We start from the raw sequence: 16,156 nt of genomic DNA on the forward strand, positions 1-16,156 counted from the left end.
TCCCCGGCCACGCCTCCTGTCCTCACTCCGCTGCGACGTCGCGCCCGAACTCGATCACCTGACGTTCGAACAGGCCGCGATAGAGGCCACCTGGCCGCGCCGTCAGCGCCTTATGGGTACCCTGCTCGACGATCTCGCCGCGGTCGAACACCAGGATGCGATCCAGGCTGCGCACCGTCGACAGGCGGTGTGCGATCACGATCGAGGTGCGGCCCTTCATCAGCCGCTCCATTGCCTGCTGGATCAGCGCCTCCGATTCCGAGTCCAGGCTCGAGGTCGCCTCGTCCAGGATCAGCACCGGTGCATCCGCGAGGAATGCACGCGCCAGCGCGACGCGCTGCCGCTCACCGCCCGACAGCTTTACGCCGCGCTCGCCAACCAGGGTGCCATAACCCTTGGGCAGGCGCAGGATGAAGTCGTGCGCATTCGCCAGCCGCGCTGCATGCTCGATCGCTTCCAGGCTGGCGCCGGGCCGGCCATAGGCGATGTTCTCGGCAAGCGAGCGGTGGAACAGGATCGGCTCCTGCTGCACGATCGCGATCTGGCTGCGCAGCGATTGCTGCGTCGCCTTCGCGATATCCTGCCCGTCGATCAGCACGCGGCCATCAGAAACGTCGTAGAGCCGCTGCACCAGCTTGACGAAGGTCGTCTTGCCAGAGCCGGAGCGGCCGACAAGTCCCACGCGCTCGCCAGCGCGGATGTCGATCGACAGGCCGTCATACAGCGGTGCGGGGTGGCCACCGTAGTGGAAGGTCACGTCGTCGAACACGATGCGGCCCCCCTCGATCAGGATCGGCGTTGCATCCGGCGCATCGGCAATGCCGATCGGCTCGTCATGGATCGCGACCAGCTCCTCCATGTCATTGACCGAGCGCTGCAGGTTGTTGATGTGCATGCCGACGTCACGAAGATAGGCGTGGATGATGTAGTAGCTCGTCAGCACATAGGTGACGTCGCCGGGCGAGGCACGCCCCGCCATCCACAGCAGCACCGAGCCGCCGATCACCGATGCGCGCAGGCATAGCAGCAGCGAGAGCTGCGCCAGCGCAGTGTAGTTGTAGCGCAGCCAGGTCCGCCGCACGCGCACGCTCCAGCGCTTGATGACGCGGGCGAGCCGCGCATCCTCGCGCGCCTCCGCACCGAACGACTTCACCACCGCATTGCAAGTCAGCGCATCCGCCAGCGTTCCCCCGACCTTGGTGTCCCAGGCGTTGGAGACGCGCGCAGCCGGCGCGATGTAGCGCGTAGAGAACAGCGCCGTCATCGTCACATAGACCAGTGCGCCGAGCGCGATTACCGCGCCGAGCGAGGCCCAGTGCACCCCGAGCAGGATCATCGAGCCGACGAGCACGCAGAGCGAAGGCAGCAGCGCCAGCAGGATCGTGTCGTTCAAGAGGTCGAGCGCCCACATGCCGCGCGTGATCTTGCGCACCGTCGAGCCGGCGAACGAGTTGGCGTGCCAGTCGGTCGAAAAGCGCTGCACGCGCAAGAAGGCGTCCTGCGCGATGTCGGACATCAGCTTCAGCGTGAACGGCACGATCACCTGCAAACCGGCCAGCCGCAGCACCATCGACGTGAAGCCGAGCGCCACGATCGCGCCGAATGCGACCAGCGCTGCGTGGCGCGCGACGGGATCGTCGGACCCGTGCGTCAGGGCGTCGACGAGACGCCCGGAGAATACCGGCATGAAGAGGTCGGCGACCGTCGCACCTAACAGGCCGCCGGCGACCGCGAGCGCGCGCCCCGGCTGCTTCAGCCAGTGGCGGAACACGAAGGGCAGCACCACGCGTATCGCCGCGGGCTTTTTTGACAGTACGGTCATGGCGTTATCCGGCTGCGCTTCCCGCGCAGTCCGGCTCCATCGATGGACGCATGACGGCTACGAGGGCCGAAAATGGCGTCGCTAAATCAGGTTGTCGTTTGGGAGTTGGAGCAACCGGGGAATCAGGCCCGGTCGAAGCTGGCGAAAACGGCCTCTAAAGGACCGAGCACACACCGAGCTGGAAAAACATAGACATCGAGCGCGGGCGTGCGATCTGCGAATGCGTCGAAATCATGCAAATCTCTCCCCGGTTCGAGCAATGAGACGCGCTTTATAGATGTGTCGGTTGCGATTTGCAACACGGCTCGCGCAAGATGTCGCGCGAGTGTTGCAAATTTAATGCGCGTCGCCGCCGCCTGCGAGGGACGCTGGCTTGTTCAGGAGCGTCACCAGCAGGCTCAAGCTGAGATAGAACAGCGTCAGCATGAAGAAGGCATCGCCATACCCCATCACGACGGCCTGACGGTGCACGATCTGGGTGAGCTGCTTCATCGCCATCAGCGTGGCGTCGCCCAGGCCCTGGAATTTCTGCATGAAGGTGTTGAGCGTCTCGGTCGCCGTCGCGTTGCCCCAGGTCACGCGCTCCTGAAGCCGCGTAATGTGCAGATCGGTGCGGTCGTTGAGCACGGTATTGATCACCGCGAGACCGACGGCGCCGCCGAGGTTGCGCATCAGGTTGAACAGGCCCGAGGCATTCTTCACCCGCTCCGGCGCCAGCGTGCCGAGCGCGATGTTGTTGGTCGGCACCATCGCGAACATCATGCCGATGCCGCGGAGGATCTGCGGCAGCAGCAGCTCGTAGAAATCGAAGTCGCGGGTGATCCAGGTCATCTGGTAGGAGCCGATAGCGAACACGATCAGCCCGAAGGCAATCATGTAGCGCAGGTCGAAGCGCAGCATGAGACGGCCGACCAGCGGCGCGACCAGGAACATGGTGGCACCGGAGACGAACATGGTCTCGCCGATCATCAGCGCGCTGTAGCCGCGGACTTCGGCGAGATAGCGCGGATAGATGTAGGTCAGACCATAGAGACCGATGCCGATGCAGAACTGCAGCACGCAGCCGACCGCGAAATTGCGGTTGGTGAAGGTACGCAGGTTGACGATCGGCTCAGCCGCGGTGAAGACGCGCCAGAAGAATGCGATCGCCGAGATCGCGCAAACCCAGGCTAAGATCGCGACGGACGTGTCCTGGAGCCATTCATATTGCGGGCCTTCCTCGAGCACATATTCCAGCGAGCCGAGGAAGCCGGCCATGAAGATCAGGCCCCACCAGTCGAAGCGGTCGAGCAGCTCGAAATGCGGCTCGTCGAAATCGACCAACGCCAGCACGCCCAGCGTGATGCCGATGCCGGGCACGACATTGATGAAGAACAGCCAGTGCCAGGACATGAGGTCGGTGATGTAGCCACCGACCGTCGGACCCACGGTCGGCGCCAGGGTCGCGACGAGACCGATGATGGGGCCGACGATGTGGAATTTCGTGCGTGGAAACACCGTGTAGGCGGAGGCGAACACGGTCGGAATCATGCCTGCACCTAGGAATCCCTGAAGCGCGCGCCACAAGATCATCTGCTCAATCGAGGAGGCGAAGCCGCAGAGCAGGCTGGATGCGGTGAAGCCCGCCGCCGAGATCGCAAACAACAACCGCGTACCGAGCGCGCGCGACAGGAATCCCGACAGCGGGATCGCGATAACTTCGGCGATCAGATAGGCGGTCTGCACCCAGGAGACTTCGCTCTGGCTCGCCGACAGGCCCGCCTGGATCTCGGACAGCGAGGCCGAGACGATCTGGATGTCCAGGATCGACATGAACATCCCGAACACCATGATGATGAAGGCGAACAGCCGCTTCGGCTCGATGCGTTCCGAAGCGGGGTTCGCCATCATGGCGGGACTAGCGGTCGTGGCGGTCGCCATCGTCAGGCCTCGCAGCGCTGTTCGCTTACTGCGGATGGATCATCGTGGGATCGTCGAGATCGATTTCGCTGTCGGCGTCGGCCGCGCCCTTGTTGGTGTCGACCGTCGCGTAGACCGACATGCCGGCGCGGAGCAGGTTCTGGCGCGCGACCGATTTCGGCACGCGGATGCGGACCGGCAGGCGCTGCACGATCTTGGTGAAATTGCCCGTGGCGTTGTCGGGCGGCAGCAGCGTGAACACCGAGCCCGCGGCCGGCGAGATGCTGTCGACGATGCCGGAGAACTTGCGGAAGCCGTAGGCATCGACCTTGATCGTCACCGGCTGGCCGGGACGGATGCGCTTGAGCTGGGTTTCCTTGAAATTAGCGTCGATATAGACCTCGTCGAGCGGCACGATGTTGCCGAGCCGCTGGCCGACCGCGACGAAGTCGCCGGTGTTGACGAGGCGGTTGGAGAAGGTGCCGTCGACCGGCGCGCGCACCGAGGTGAAGTTGAGGTCGCGCTCGGCTTTCGCGAGCGTGGTCTTCAACTCAGCAAGCTGCGCCTGCGCTTCGGCCTGCTGTGCCTTGGCGACGTCGACATTGCTGACTGCGACGTCGTAAGCGGCCTGCGCGGCCTTGACGGCGGCGGCGCCCTGATCGCGTCCGGCTTCCGAGGTTTCGAACGTGGCGCGCGAGGCAAAGCCCTTGCTGCTCAGCGCCTGCTGGCGCTCATAGTCGAGGTCTGCGCGCTTGAGGCCCGCTTCCGCGGAAACGAGCTGCGCCTTGGCCTGCACGACCTGGCTCTCGAGCGCTGCGACCTGGCGGCCGATGCGATCGATGGTGGCCTGCTGGGTTGCGATCCGGGTCGCGGCGGCGTCGACTGCGATCTTGTAGTCGCCGTCGTCGATGCGGAAGACGACATCGCCGGCATGCACCAGCGCGTTGTCGCCGGGCAGGATCGAGGAGATGTGGCCAGCAACGCGCGCACCCAGCATGGTGTTGTTGGCGCGCACATAGGCGTCGTCGGTCGAGACGTAGAAGCGGCCAACCAGCGTGTAGTAGCCGGCATAGCTCGCGGCCGCGAGCGCAAGCAGAAGGCCGACGCCCATCAGAATGAATTTGCGTTTGCCGGATTTCGGCGGGGCAGCGCTCGGCGCAGGCGCGCCGGTTGCCGGCATGCTCGGGGCGGGCTTCTCGATTGCCGGCTTCTCCGGTGTGTCGGCCGTGCGGCGCTTGCCCTCTTCGGCCACGGTCCGCAGCTGCTCGGCCAGTGCCGCCGGATCGTCGCTCGCAGCGTCGCCCCGAGCTGGCGCCTGCTCCAGGGAATCCTGGCGAAGGACGCGAGCGGCCTGGTCTCTCGATACGGCCATGAAGGCCTCCCCACAAAAACACGCGATCGGGCGGGCCACGACGCGGCCCCCTTGCCTTCGCCAATTGATAAATATCATTGACCGAACCGTTCGGTCAATATAGATTATAGCCCCATCGGACCCTAGTGGCCGGAATCCTTTCTTTCAGTTTCTTTGGGGTTCCGGCGCCAAAAACCTCAGGGAACCCTGAATCAATGGTTGCAGCCGTTCGCGACACTGTCGCTATCGTCTCAGAGGAGGACAGCTCCAAGCGCCGCCAGATCCTCGACGGCGCCCGCAAGGTGTTCATGGACCTCGGATTCGACGGCGCCAGCATGGGCGAGATCGCGCGCGCAGCTGCCGTCTCCAAGGGCACACTCTACGTCTACTTCGCCGACAAATGCGCGCTGTTCGGAGCCATCCTCGAGGAGGAAGCGCTCCAGCACGGCCAGGTCGTGTTCAACTTCGACCCCTCGCGCGATGCCGAGACCACGCTGAAGGAGTTCGGCAAGGCCTATATCCATTTGCTCTGCCGGCCCGGCGGGGGATCGGCGATCCGCACCGTGATGGCGATCGCCGAGCGCATGCCCGAGCTCGGCCGCCGCTATTACGCGTGCGTGCTGGACAAGACCGTCAACCGGCTCGCCGACTATCTGAAGGCGCATGTTGCGCCGGGCGATCTCGCCATCGACGATTGCGACCTCGCCGCCTCCCAGTTCATGGAGGTGTGCAAGGCCTCGCTGTTCCTCCCCTTCATCTTCCAGGCCGCGCCGGCCCCGACGGAGGAGCGCATCACGGCCGTGGTTGACAGCGCGACGCGGATGTTTTTGGCGGCTTACCGGGCGAAGTGAGCTAGTGCCACCGCCGTAGCGCAGGGCGTTTCTCTAACCACGACGTTGCTAGCGTCCCCCCTGACGCTATACATAAGCCATGCCCCCTGACCTTCGCCTTCACCGCACGCCGGTCGATGTTCTCAACTATGAGATCGTCCAGGAGCAGGCCTCTGCGTTCGGGCGGATGGGGCGAGCGCTGGAACAAGCCCTCGCCCGCTTGCGGGACTTCGATGCGGCCCATCCGCCTTTGGACACGCCGGCATCGACGCAACAGGCGCGGCGCGCCCTGGTGATGGAGGCGGGCCACGCGCTCTGGATGTTCGTGGTGCAGCGGGAGGCTTGCGGCATACGCGACAGCCGTCCCGTCATGCGCGACTACAACGTGCCGGGTGAGGTGCAGCGCTGCATGGGGCTGGTTCCGGCACCATCGATGCGGGCCGCAAAGTAAGTTCAACGATCACACGCGTACGAGCGCCCTACTCGTCCTCGAACTCGTCTTCCTCATTGACCTTCTCGCGCTTGCCCTTCCGACCGAGCGAGCCGGTCACGTAGGGATCGCGGGAGTTGGCGTAGGGATTACGCGCTTGCGCGCGCGCGGCGACCTCTTCTCCGGAGACGGCGGCCGGCTGGCAGATCAGGCGGCGGCTGGCGCGACGCATCAAGTCGACGTGGATGTGATCGTAGTGATAGACGTTGGAGCCCGGCGCGAGCACGGTCGTGAAATGCGCGCACGCGCCCGACTGCACGTCGCGCAGAAAACCCTGCTCCTCCGGCAAGCCGCGCCAGCCGTCCTTCACCGAGATACGGCGGCCATCGCCGAGCGTGAAGGCTGCGATGTCGAGCGCGTTGCCGAAGGCGTGCTCCGAGATATGGGCATGCGGATTGCCGTTCATGCCGCGGCAGGAATAGGCGGAGATCTGCTTGATCTCGACCACGCGCTGGCCGAACCAGCGCATCGCCGACGGCTGCACGGTGTCGGCGAACCAGCGGTCGAGTTCTGAGACGATCGGACAGGCCAGCGTCGCGGTCGGCTTCACCGCGACCGGGCCGACGGTGCCGACGGGACTGCCCTGCGCTGGACCAAGCCGCGGCAGGGGCTGCTGCTCGGGGCGCTGCGAATAAGATGGCTGCGACTGCGACGAGTAATTCGGCCGCGCCGGATAGCTCGGCGCGTTCATGTAGCGCGCCGCTCCCGCCGCATCGGTGCCCTCCGGCGGCAGGTCGATCTCGTCCTCCTGCGGCGGTGCGACGCCGGGCGCGCTGAGCGAGATCGGGCCTGAGGCTCCACCATAGCCGGACGGCTGGTTTTGGCCCTGCGGATAGATCGAGGCGTTCGGATAGGATTGGTTCGGATAGTTCTGGCCTTGCGGATAGCTGGGCTGAGTTCCCGGCCAGCGCGGCTGGTTGCCAATGCTCGCCGGCGGGCGCAGTTCCTCATCGGCAAAACCAAAGGTGCCGGAGGCTTCGCCGATGGCGGCCACTTTCAGCGGAAATTCGGCACCGCAGGCGCCGGGGCCGGAGATCGGCTCGATGCGGACGATCTCGGCACTCTCTTTCACCGCGCCTGACTTCAGGCAGGCGGCTTCCGCCTCGGCCCGCCACGGTTCGCGCTCGGCCTGGAAGAAGCCGCGTCCGCAACCCGCAAGCGAAACAAGGACGATGGAGCCGACGAGATACAAACGAACTCCGCGCGTCATGCGCACAGGTTCGGTGAATTTACTTAAAGACTCTTCAACGCTTTGATTTTACGTTTCTTTAACCATGCGAGCCGGCGCGCGCGGCGGGCGAGCGACAGCAAGGCTGGCTTTTTCGCTGACAGACTCGCTGTTAATGTTCTCAGTTGCGCGCAAAGACGCGCGAACAGAGGAGCTCCCTTATGACGTTCGTCGGCAGACTGAGCGTTGTGACTGCGTACCTCGCAATAGCCTTTGTCGGAGCCATTGTGCTCGGCGTGATCTAGTTTCCAGACATCGACGACGGCAGGCGGGGCCGCCTCGCGCGATCTCGCATGCGTGGTCATGGCGCGCCGAGCCAGACACGGCACAGCTTAGTCGTAATTCGAGCACTCCGATCCCGTGACGCCGCCGATCTTGAAATCGCGGCACATCATGCCGGGATTGTCGGGGTCGGGATAACGGTCGTCCCTCTGTCGAACGGTATGGCTGAAGCGCCAGCCGCGCGACAGCATGCAGCGCTTGTACTCGCGCGAGGTCAGCGTGCCGTTCTGCGGCCTGCCGAACTGCACGTCACAGAATGCACCGTCCACTTGCAGCTCGTCAGGACCGCGCTGCCGCTTGAGCGCGTTGCGATAGATGTCGTTGTCAGCATGCGCCGCAATGACGCTGCAAACCAGCAGTGCGGCGACGAGAATGAGGCGGGACATGTTGGCTCTCCCTTGCAGCGATCTTCAGTGATCGGTCGCCAGCAAAGGCGAGAGCGGTTCGACGAACAGCGATTACAAATTGGACAGAAGCGGGAACGCGTTCTCGCGCCGAATTGTGACGCAACTCACGCGAGCGGGACCAGCCGTTGTGACATCAGTCACGGAAGCCGCGTGGGCTCCGCGTAGGATCGAACCATGCTCAGTCGATAACCGACATCCGGCCACACCGTTTCCACACTGCATTCAAGAGGCTGCCATGACCAGGCTTTCTGTCGCCGCTACCGCGCTCTTCCTCGCTTCGACCGCCATTGCCCATGCCGGCAATGCGATCTCCTTCGAGATCGACGGGCAGAGCATCCACATCCAGGCTCCGAGCAACTGCGCCTCGCTGGACTGTGTCTCCATCGTGGTGCCCGGCCTGTCGGGCAAGCCGATCAGGCTGAATAACATCAACCTCAGCGGTTTTGGCTCCAAGGACGATGACGACACAACGTCGTCGGGCACGACAACAACGGCCCCGCCGTCTCCGGCACCCGCCGCACGGCAACCTGCGCCGCAGCCACAGGTGCAGGCGACCGCGCCTGCCGCGCCAGTCGTGGCTGTGCCGCCTGCGCCGTCCACGACCGCTGCCTCACCAACCACCAATGCGGCCGCCAACGTCACGCAACAGGCCGCGCCCATTGCACCGCCGGCTCCCGTTGCCGCACCGGTCGTGACCGCGCCCGCTCCGGCCCCGGTTGCGGCTGCGCCCGCTCCGACCACGCCGCTCGGCCTGTGGGCGACCGAGGAGGACAAGGGCAATGTGCGCGTCGAGCAATGCGGCGCCAACCTCTGCGGCTACGCCGAGAAGACCAACGAGAAGATCTTGATCAACATGCAGCCTGACGGCGCCAGGTGGAGCGGCCGCATTCACGATCCCGACTCGGGCCGCAACTATGACTCCACGATTGCGATGAAGGGCCCGAACCTGCTCCACGTGCAGGGCTGTGCCTTCGGCGGCATATTCTGCGGCGGCCAGACCTGGAAGCGCGTGATCTGACGACGAAGGCGTCATCGACGCCGCTGGCAAGCCTTCTTGTTCTTATGATGGCGCCACGTCCCGAAATCCGGGACGTGGCGTTTGAACGTTGGCAACGCCCGTGCGACTGATGTTCATCCGCCATTCAGCCGTCTCAGGCTGAAATCGGCTGATCTCGCCTCGTGTCTTCACCGGGACCTCACTGTGGCTTTGATGCTGGCTTGGCGCCGCTGCGTGCTCGCGCTTCCGCTGCTGGTCTTGTCGCTGGCTGGCGCGACGGACGCATGCGCATCCGATGCGACCCTGCTCGCGCAGGTGCAGCCGGCGCCGCAGGTGACGCCGACACCGTCTCCCTCGCAGGCACCCGCGACACCAGCGACTGACACGCAAACCGCCGCGCCTGAAGAGCCGATCGGCAACGTCGCGACCGTGACGGGAATCGCCACGGTGATCCGCGACAAGAATTCTTATCCGCTGAGGGTGCGCGACGACATCTATCTCAACGACGTCGTGCAGACCGCCTCGAACTCCTCGCTCAGCATCGCCTTCAACGATTCCACCACGTTCAATCTGTCGGCCAGCGCCAAGATCACGATCGACAACTACGTCTACGAGGACGGCGGCAAGCAGAATTCCGCGATCTTCGACATCGGCAAGGGCACGGTTGCCTTCGTTGCCGCAGCGGTCGCCAAGACCGGCGACATGAAGATCACGACGCCGACCGCGACGCTCGGCATCCGCGGCACCACCGGCGTCATCGACGTGCCGGCCAACGCAAGTGCTGCGACGGCTGCGGCCAACAACGTCAACATCAAGCTCTATCCCGACGCTGACGGCAGGGTCGGCCACATCGACGTCAACGACCGCACAAGCGGCGCGCGGCTCGGCGCGCTGACGCAAGGCGCGTCGGGCTTTGCGATCCGCCCCGGCACCGGTGGTGCGCGCTTTGCCGCGGTGCCGATCACGATTGCCCCGCAACAGGTCGCACGCGACCGCGTCTTCGTGAGCCAGGTGCATCAGGCCCAGACCACCGGCCGGCAGATCGTGACCGAGCAGCGCGAATTCCGAAGGGCCAATCCGGGCGCGACCCCGCGCATTCCGCGGCCGGTCCAGCCGGCTCAACCGCAGCAACAGCCGCGGCCGAACGGTCAGCCTGGACCGCAGCCGCAGCGGCCGGGTGGCCAGCCCGGACAGAACAACCGTCCAGGCCAGCAGCAGCCGGGTGCGCCGAACCGTCAGGGCAAGCAGCAGCCGCAGCGCCAAGGACAAGGCAGCGCGGGTCAGCCGGGCACGCCGCGCACCGGACAAGGCCAGCAGCAGGGTGCGCCGCGCACGGGACAGACGCCGCCAGGCGGGGCGATCAATCCGCAAGCGCCGCACAGCGGGCAAGCTCCGGCAGGCGCGACGCCTCAACAGCAGACACCGCGGGCCGGCCAGCAGGGTCAATCCAGCCCGCCCGCCGTCCAGCCGCCGCAAGGCGGCGTGCAGCACCAAGGCGGATTGCAGCAGCGGCTTCCTGGCCTGCAACGGCCAGCGCCACGCAAGCCCGCACCGCCACCGAAGGAGAAAAAGGAGCGGCGATAGAGGCGGGTGACCCGAGCGTCATTGTCACACAGGCAGTCGGAGCAATGGGTCCAGACTTTCGCCAGCACGACTTTGGGGAGGCAATGCCCCTCACTTCGCATCGCGAGCGTAGTGACGCGCCGAAAAGAAAAAGGCCGGGATCGCTCCCGGCCTTTCGTTTTGGATGACGTGATGCCCGAGGCTTACTTCACTTCCGCGCGCTTGGGCGGAGTGGCCGGCCACGACTTGATCAGCGTGTCGTAGTCGATCGTTTCGCCCTTCGGCTTCTCGTTCGCAAGCTTGCGCTGGGGCGCGATGGTGCCGTCCTTCTCGGCCTTCGCGAACCAGAACTCGGCCGACTCCTTCTTGTGGAGCTTCGGACCGCAGGCACCCTGCACGCCCGACTTCTCGATGCGTTCCATGACGGAGTCCTGCGCGGCGGCGAGCGAGTCCATCGCGGCTTGCGCCGTCTTGGCACCCGACGACGCATCGCCGATGTTCTGCCACCAGAGCTGCGCGAGCTTCGGATAGTCAGGCACGTTGTTGCCGGTCGGGGTCCACTGCACGCGGGCGGGCGAACGGTAGAACTCGATCAGGCCGCCGAGCTTCGGCGCACGCTCAGTGAACGACTTGTCCCAGATGTCGGATTCACGGATGAAGGTGAGACCGACATGGCTCTTCTTCAGGGACACCGACTTGGAGACGATGAACTGGAGATAGAGCCAGGCCGCCTTGCGACGGTCAGCCGGGGTCGACTTCAGAAGCGTGAGCGAACCCGCGTCCTGATAGCCGAGCTTCATGCCGTCCTTCCAGTACGCGCCGTGCGGCGACGGAGCCATACGCCACTTCGGCGTACCGTCCGCGTTCATCACGGCGATGCCCGGCTTCACCATGTCGGCGGTGAAGGCGGTGTACCAGAAGATCTGCTGGGCGATGTTGCCCTGCGCCGGCACTGGACCTGACTCAGAGAAGGTCATGCCCTGCGCCTGCGGCGGCGCATACTTCTTCAGCCATTCGAGATACTTCGTGATGGCGTAGACCGAGGCCGGACCGTTGGTGTCACCACCGCGATCGACGCTCGAGCCGACCGGACGGCAGCCTTCCATGCGGATGCCCCATTCGTCGACCGGCAGACCGTTCGGAATGCCCTTGTCACCGTTGCCGGCCATCGAGAGCCAGGCGTCGGTGAAACGCCATCCGAGCGAGGGGTCCTTCTTGCCATAGTCCATATGGCCGTAGACCTTGACGCCGTTGATCTCCTTGATGTCGTTGGTGAAGAACTCGGCGATGTCTTCATAGGCCGACCAGTTCACGGGCACGCCGAGCTCGTAGCCATACTTGGCCTTGAACTTGGCCTTGTAGTCCGGGTTGGTGAACCAGTCGTAGCGGAACCAGTAGAGGTTCGCGAACTGCTGGTCGGGCAGCTGATAGAGCTTGCCGTCCGGCGCCGTACCGAAGGACTTGCCGATGAAGTCGTTGACGTCGAGCATCGGGTCGGTGACGTCCTTGCCCTCGCCCGTCATGTAGTCCGACAGCACGATGGTCTGGCCGTAGCGGAAGTGGGTGCCGATCAGGTCGGAGTCGTTGATCCAGCCGTCGTACACGTTCTTGCCGGACTGCATCTGGGTCTGCAGCTTCTCGACGACGTCACCTTCCTGGATGATGTCGTGCTTGAGCTTGATGCCGGTGAGTTCAGTGAACGCCTTGGCGAGCGTCTGCGACTCGTATTCGTGAGTCGCGATCGTTTCCGAGACGACGTTGATCTCCATGCCCTTGAAGGGTTCGGCGGCCTTGGCGAACCACTCGAGCTCCTTCTTCTGGTCGTCCTTCGACAGGGTCGAGGGCTGGAATTCCGCGATCCACTTCTCGATCGTGGCGTCGTCAGCGGCGCGAACCGGCGCCGAGGTCGTGAATGCAGCCGCAATGATAGCTGCGGCACTAGATACCGTCAGAAAGCTGATCTTGGTCAATGGACCTTTCCTTCTCCTAAACTGTCGCATGTTGTTCCTCCGTTGCAGCGACAAACTCTAACAGGCCCGGGTTGACCCCGGATCTGGTCTTCTTCGCGAGCTTCAGACCGTGCGGAATATGAGCGCGGCCGTGACAAGCGAAATTCCTGATGCGAGCCACAGGCTCGAGAGCTCAAATCCCTCCTCCCCGACCGGCAGCGTTGCGATCGTGTCGGTGCCGACGAGGCCGATCCACGCGAGGTGGATGATGGCCGCCGTGATCAGCGAGATGAACAGGCGGTCGCCACGCGTGGTCGGAATGCGCAGAACGCCGACGCGCTCCGCCTCGGGATAGACCGCGGCGAGATACGTCATCACTGCGAGCGTGCAGGCGAGCGCGCCGAAGAAGATCGCGGTCGGTATCGTCCAGGCCATCCATGCGATCGATTCCATGGTCGCCTCCTTACACGCGGCCGAGCGCGAAACCGCGCGCGATATAGTTGCGGACGAACCAGATCACGAGCGCGCCCGGAATGATGGTGAGCACGCCGGCGGCTGCGAGCAGCCCCCAATCCATGCCGGCCGCGGACACCGTGCGCGTCATGATCGCCGCAATCGGCTTGGCCTGCACCGAGGTCAACGTGCGCGCGAGCAGGAGCTCGACCCAGGAGAACATGAAGCAGAAGAACGCAGCGACGCCGATGCCGCTTGCGATCAGCGGGATCAGGATCTTCACGAAGAAGCGCGGGAAGGAATAGCCGTCGAGGAACGCCGTCTCGTCGATCTCGCGCGGCACGCCGGACACGAAGCCTTCGAGGATCCATACCGCCAGCGGCACGTTGAAGATGCAGTGCGCGAGCGCAACCGCCCAGGGCGTATCGAACAGCCCGATCGCCGAATAGAGGTTGAAGAAGGGCAGCGCATAGACCGCGGCCGGCGCCATGCGGTTCGACAGCAGCCAGAAGAACAGGTGCTTGTCGCCGAGGAAGCGGTAGCGCGAGAAGGCGTAGGCTGCCGGCAGCGCCACCGTGATCGAGATCAGGGTGTTGAGGACGACGTATTCGAGCGAATTGATGTAGCCGGAATACCAGCTCTCGTCGGTAAAGATGCGCTTGTAGTGCTGCAGCGTCGGCGCGTGCGGCCATAGCGTCATCGTCGAGACGATCTCGCCGTTGGTCTTGAAGCTCATGTTGACGAGCCAGTAGATCGGCAACAGCAGGAAGATCAGGAACGCCACCATGATGACGCGTCGGCCGGGGATCGAGTGCATCAGGCCACTCCTTCCTTGGGCTGAAGCGCATGCGCGGGCTGGAGCGCGCCGGCGGGCTTGAGCTCCGCCGCAGGCTCTTTCTCCGCCTGCGTCTTGCGCTCGACGCCGGCGTTGGTCATCACGGTGTAGAACACCCAGCAGACGATCAGGATGATCAGATTGTAGACCAGCGACAGGGCCGCGGCCTTGCCGAGATCGAACTGGCCGAGCGCGATCTTGACGAGCTCGATCGAGACGAAGGTCGTGGAATTACCCGGACCGCCGCCGGTGACGACGAACGGCTCGGTGTAGATCATGAAGCTGTCCATGAAGCGCAGCAGCACCGCGATCAGCAGCACGCGATTCATCTTCGGCAGCTGGATCGCCGTGAACACCGCCCAGCGCGAGGCGCCGTCGATCTGCGCCGCCTGGTAATAGGCGTCGGGGATCGACTTCAGGCCGGCGTAGCACAGCAGCGCGACCAGGCTGGTCCAGTGCCAGACATCCATCACGATGACGGTGACCCAGGCGTCGATCTCGTTCGCGACGTAGTTGTAGTTGATGCCGAGGCTGTTCAGCGTATAGCCGAGTAGGCCGATGTCGGGCCGGCCGAAGATCTGCCAGATGGTGCCGACCACATTCCACGGAATCAACAGCGGCAGCGCGAGGATCACGAGGCAGGCGGCCACCGTCCAGCCCTCGCGCGGCATCGACAGTGCGATGACGATGCCGAGCGGCACCTCGATGGCGAGGATGACGAGCGAGAAGAACAGGTTGCGGCCGAGCGAGGCCAGGAAGCGACCGCCGAGATCGGTCGAGGGATCGAGCAGCTCCTTGAACCAGCCGACGCCGTTCCAGAAGAACTGGTTGTTGCCGAAGGTGTCCTGCATCGAATAGTTCACCACCGTCATCAACGGAATCACCGCAGAGAAGGCGACGACCAGGAACACCGGCAGAACCAGGAACCAGGCTTTTTGATTGACGGTCTTGTCCATCAGACGGCTCCCTCTACCAGAAGGCTGTCCGCATAGACGTGGACATGGGACGGATCGAATTTCAGCCCGGCGGAGCCGTCGGAGCTGGTGAAGCCGCCCGGCGCGCGGGCAGCGAGCTTGGCATCGCCGACGCGCACGCGGGCGAAACGGATGCGGCCGAGATCATCGATCCGGTCGATCTTCGAGGTGAGCAGCCCCGGCGCCGGCGCGACCACGTCGACGAATTCCGGACGCACGCCGATCTCGATCTTGGCCCCCGTGGGCAGGTTGTCGTAGCTGCGGTTGAGCGCGATGACATGGCCGTCGATCCGCGCTTCGCGACCCTTCACCTCCGCCGGCATGATGTTCATGCCGGGCGAGCCGATGAAATAACCGACGAAGGTATGCGCGGGCTTGTCGAACAGCTCGGCCGGCGTGCCGCTCTGCACCACGCGGCCGTCATGCATCACCACCACGGTGTCGGCGAAGGTCAGCGCCTCGGTCTGGTCGTGCGTGACGTAGATCATCGTGAGGTCGAGCTCGCGATGCAGCGCCTTCAGCTTCGAGCGCAGCTGCCACTTCAGCTCGGGATCGATCACCGTCAGCGGCTCGTCGAACAGCACGGCGGCGACGTCGTTGCGCACGAGGCCCCGGCCGAGCGAGATCTTCTGCTTGGCGTCCGCCGTGAGCCGCGTCGCCTTGCGGTTCAGATAGGGCTCGAGGTCGAGCAGGCGGCCGATCTGGGTCACGCGTTTGTCGATATCGGCCTTCGGCACGCCGCGGTTCTTCAGCGGAAACGCCAGGTTCTCCCCCACCGTCATGGTGTCGTAGATCACCGGAAACTGGAACACCTGGGCGATGTTGCGCTTCTGGGTTGACAGCGGTGTGATGTCCTTGCCGTCGAACAGGATTTTTCCACGGGAGGGCGTGATGATGCCGGAGATGACGTTGAGCAGCGTGGTCTTGCCGCAGCCCGAGGGCCCAAGCAGCGCATAGGCGCCGCCCTGCCGCCAGGTCATGGTCACCGGCTTCAGCGCAAAGCTTTCGGGCGCAGCATCATTGCCGCTGTAGGAGTGCGCGAGATCGACGAGGTCAATGCGGGCCATGGCGCACCT

General features: G+C 64.5%; 15 protein-coding genes. 4 read left to right on the forward strand and 11 right to left on the reverse strand.

Annotated elements, in window-relative coordinates; all coding sequences use genetic code 11:
• Positions 1-22: 22 nt before the first annotated feature.
• The 3 genes from Q3C01_RS24250 to Q3C01_RS24260 all read right to left on the reverse strand — a co-directional run bounded on the left by Q3C01_RS24250 (position 23) and on the right by Q3C01_RS24260 (position 5,093).
• The gene (locus tag Q3C01_RS24250; protein WP_458147819.1) at positions 23-1,822 is read right to left on the reverse strand and encodes an ABC transporter ATP-binding protein; all 1,800 of its coding nucleotides are present in this window, start codon (positions 1,820-1,822) and stop codon (positions 23-25) included.
• A gap of 336 nt (positions 1,823-2,158) precedes the next feature.
• Positions 2,159-3,742: a DHA2 family efflux MFS transporter permease subunit gene (locus Q3C01_RS24255; RefSeq protein WP_458147820.1), complete on the reverse strand. Its 1,584-nt coding sequence runs from the start codon at positions 3,740-3,742 to the stop codon at positions 2,159-2,161.
• 25 nt (positions 3,743-3,767) lie between these two features.
• The gene (locus tag Q3C01_RS24260) at positions 3,768-5,093 is read right to left on the reverse strand and encodes an HlyD family efflux transporter periplasmic adaptor subunit (protein WP_458147821.1); all 1,326 of its coding nucleotides are present in this window, start codon (positions 5,091-5,093) and stop codon (positions 3,768-3,770) included.
• A 194-nt stretch (positions 5,094-5,287) separates the two neighbouring features.
• Between Q3C01_RS24260 and Q3C01_RS24265 the strand changes: the two genes are divergently transcribed.
• Both Q3C01_RS24265 and Q3C01_RS24270 read left to right on the forward strand, forming a co-directional pair.
• On the forward strand, positions 5,288-5,923 hold the full coding sequence (locus Q3C01_RS24265) for a TetR/AcrR family transcriptional regulator (protein ID WP_458147822.1): 636 nt from the start codon (positions 5,288-5,290) through the stop codon (positions 5,921-5,923).
• Between the two features lie 79 nt (positions 5,924-6,002).
• Positions 6,003-6,353 carry a DUF6665 family protein gene (locus tag Q3C01_RS24270; protein WP_458147823.1) on the forward strand — a complete coding sequence of 117 codons (351 nt, stop codon included), beginning with the start codon at positions 6,003-6,005 and terminating at the stop codon, positions 6,351-6,353.
• 28 nt (positions 6,354-6,381) lie between these two features.
• On the opposite strand, the gene Q3C01_RS24275 is transcribed toward Q3C01_RS24270, so the two are convergent.
• Genes Q3C01_RS24275 through Q3C01_RS24285 form a run of 3 tightly spaced genes read right to left on the reverse strand, consistent with a single transcriptional unit; the run spans position 6,382 to position 8,288 of the window.
• Positions 6,382-7,602, reverse strand: a complete 1,221-nt coding sequence (locus Q3C01_RS24275) for an extensin-like domain-containing protein (RefSeq protein WP_458147824.1) — start codon at positions 7,600-7,602, stop codon at positions 6,382-6,384.
• Positions 7,603-7,625: 23 nt separating this feature from the next.
• Positions 7,626-7,925 (reverse strand): hypothetical protein, encoded by a 300-nt coding sequence (locus Q3C01_RS24280; RefSeq protein ID WP_458147825.1) that lies wholly within the window; start codon positions 7,923-7,925, stop codon positions 7,626-7,628.
• Positions 7,926-7,952: 27 nt separating this feature from the next.
• Positions 7,953-8,288 (reverse strand): hypothetical protein, encoded by a 336-nt coding sequence (locus Q3C01_RS24285; RefSeq protein WP_458147826.1) that lies wholly within the window; start codon positions 8,286-8,288, stop codon positions 7,953-7,955.
• A gap of 256 nt (positions 8,289-8,544) precedes the next feature.
• Between Q3C01_RS24285 and Q3C01_RS24290 the strand changes: the two genes are divergently transcribed.
• Positions 8,545-9,327, forward strand: a complete 783-nt coding sequence (locus Q3C01_RS24290; protein ID WP_458147827.1) for a DUF2147 domain-containing protein — start codon at positions 8,545-8,547, stop codon at positions 9,325-9,327.
• A gap of 192 nt (positions 9,328-9,519) precedes the next feature.
• Entirely contained in the window at positions 9,520-10,890 is a 1,371-nt protein-coding gene (locus tag Q3C01_RS24295; RefSeq protein WP_458147828.1) for a FecR family protein, read from the forward strand.
• A 182-nt stretch (positions 10,891-11,072) separates the two neighbouring features.
• Here Q3C01_RS24295 and Q3C01_RS24300 read toward each other — a convergent pair whose 3' ends face one another.
• From Q3C01_RS24300 to Q3C01_RS24320, 5 genes are all read right to left on the reverse strand, one after another.
• Positions 11,073-12,869 carry an ABC transporter substrate-binding protein gene (locus Q3C01_RS24300; protein WP_458147829.1) on the reverse strand — a complete coding sequence of 599 codons (1,797 nt, stop codon included), beginning with the start codon at positions 12,867-12,869 and terminating at the stop codon, positions 11,073-11,075.
• A gap of 72 nt (positions 12,870-12,941) precedes the next feature.
• Positions 12,942-13,271 carry a DUF2160 domain-containing protein gene (locus Q3C01_RS24305; protein WP_458147830.1) on the reverse strand — a complete coding sequence of 110 codons (330 nt, stop codon included), beginning with the start codon at positions 13,269-13,271 and terminating at the stop codon, positions 12,942-12,944.
• A gap of 10 nt (positions 13,272-13,281) precedes the next feature.
• A complete protein-coding gene (locus Q3C01_RS24310; RefSeq protein WP_458147831.1) occupies positions 13,282-14,088 on the reverse strand; it encodes a carbohydrate ABC transporter permease in 807 nt (268 codons plus the stop codon).
• Positions 14,088-15,062 carry a carbohydrate ABC transporter permease gene (locus tag Q3C01_RS24315; protein WP_458147832.1) on the reverse strand — a complete coding sequence of 325 codons (975 nt, stop codon included), beginning with the start codon at positions 15,060-15,062 and terminating at the stop codon, positions 14,088-14,090. The genes Q3C01_RS24310 and Q3C01_RS24315 overlap by 1 nt, the downstream gene beginning before the upstream one ends.
• Positions 15,062-16,147 (reverse strand): ABC transporter ATP-binding protein, encoded by a 1,086-nt coding sequence (locus tag Q3C01_RS24320; protein WP_458147833.1) that lies wholly within the window; start codon positions 16,145-16,147, stop codon positions 15,062-15,064. The genes Q3C01_RS24315 and Q3C01_RS24320 overlap by 1 nt, the downstream gene beginning before the upstream one ends.
• Positions 16,148-16,156 lie beyond the last annotated feature (9 nt).

The sequence above is a fragment of the Bradyrhizobium sp. UFLA05-109 genome (assembly GCF_054185165.1).

Excerpts from the sequence above, each read along its gene's own strand:
- Q3C01_RS24255 (WP_458147820.1), bottom strand. The coding sequence starts at position 3,742 with ATGGCGACCGCCACGACCGCTAGTCCCGCCATGATGGCGAACCCCGCT.
- Q3C01_RS24290 (WP_458147827.1), top strand. The coding sequence starts at position 8,545 with ATGACCAGGCTTTCTGTCGCCGCTACCGCGCTCTTCCTCGCTTCGACC.
- Q3C01_RS24295 (WP_458147828.1), top strand. The coding sequence starts at position 9,520 with ATGCTGGCTTGGCGCCGCTGCGTGCTCGCGCTTCCGCTGCTGGTCTTG.
- Q3C01_RS24305 (WP_458147830.1), bottom strand. The coding sequence starts at position 13,271 with ATGGAATCGATCGCATGGATGGCCTGGACGATACCGACCGCGATCTTC.
- Q3C01_RS24260 (WP_458147821.1), bottom strand. The coding sequence starts at position 5,093 with ATGGCCGTATCGAGAGACCAGGCCGCTCGCGTCCTTCGCCAGGATTCC.
- Q3C01_RS24265 (WP_458147822.1), top strand. The coding sequence starts at position 5,288 with ATGGTTGCAGCCGTTCGCGACACTGTCGCTATCGTCTCAGAGGAGGAC.
- Q3C01_RS24320 (WP_458147833.1), bottom strand. The coding sequence starts at position 16,147 with ATGGCCCGCATTGACCTCGTCGATCTCGCGCACTCCTACAGCGGCAAT.
- Q3C01_RS24315 (WP_458147832.1), bottom strand. The coding sequence starts at position 15,062 with ATGGACAAGACCGTCAATCAAAAAGCCTGGTTCCTGGTTCTGCCGGTG.
- Q3C01_RS24285 (WP_458147826.1), bottom strand. The coding sequence starts at position 8,288 with ATGTCCCGCCTCATTCTCGTCGCCGCACTGCTGGTTTGCAGCGTCATT.
- Q3C01_RS24310 (WP_458147831.1), bottom strand. The coding sequence starts at position 14,088 with ATGCACTCGATCCCCGGCCGACGCGTCATCATGGTGGCGTTCCTGATC.
- Q3C01_RS24300 (WP_458147829.1), bottom strand. The coding sequence starts at position 12,869 with ATGCGACAGTTTAGGAGAAGGAAAGGTCCATTGACCAAGATCAGCTTT.
- Q3C01_RS24250 (WP_458147819.1), bottom strand. The coding sequence starts at position 1,822 with ATGACCGTACTGTCAAAAAAGCCCGCGGCGATACGCGTGGTGCTGCCC.
- Q3C01_RS24275 (WP_458147824.1), bottom strand. The coding sequence starts at position 7,602 with ATGACGCGCGGAGTTCGTTTGTATCTCGTCGGCTCCATCGTCCTTGTT.
- Q3C01_RS24280 (WP_458147825.1), bottom strand. The coding sequence starts at position 7,925 with ATGACCACGCATGCGAGATCGCGCGAGGCGGCCCCGCCTGCCGTCGTC.
- Q3C01_RS24270 (WP_458147823.1), top strand. The coding sequence starts at position 6,003 with ATGCCCCCTGACCTTCGCCTTCACCGCACGCCGGTCGATGTTCTCAAC.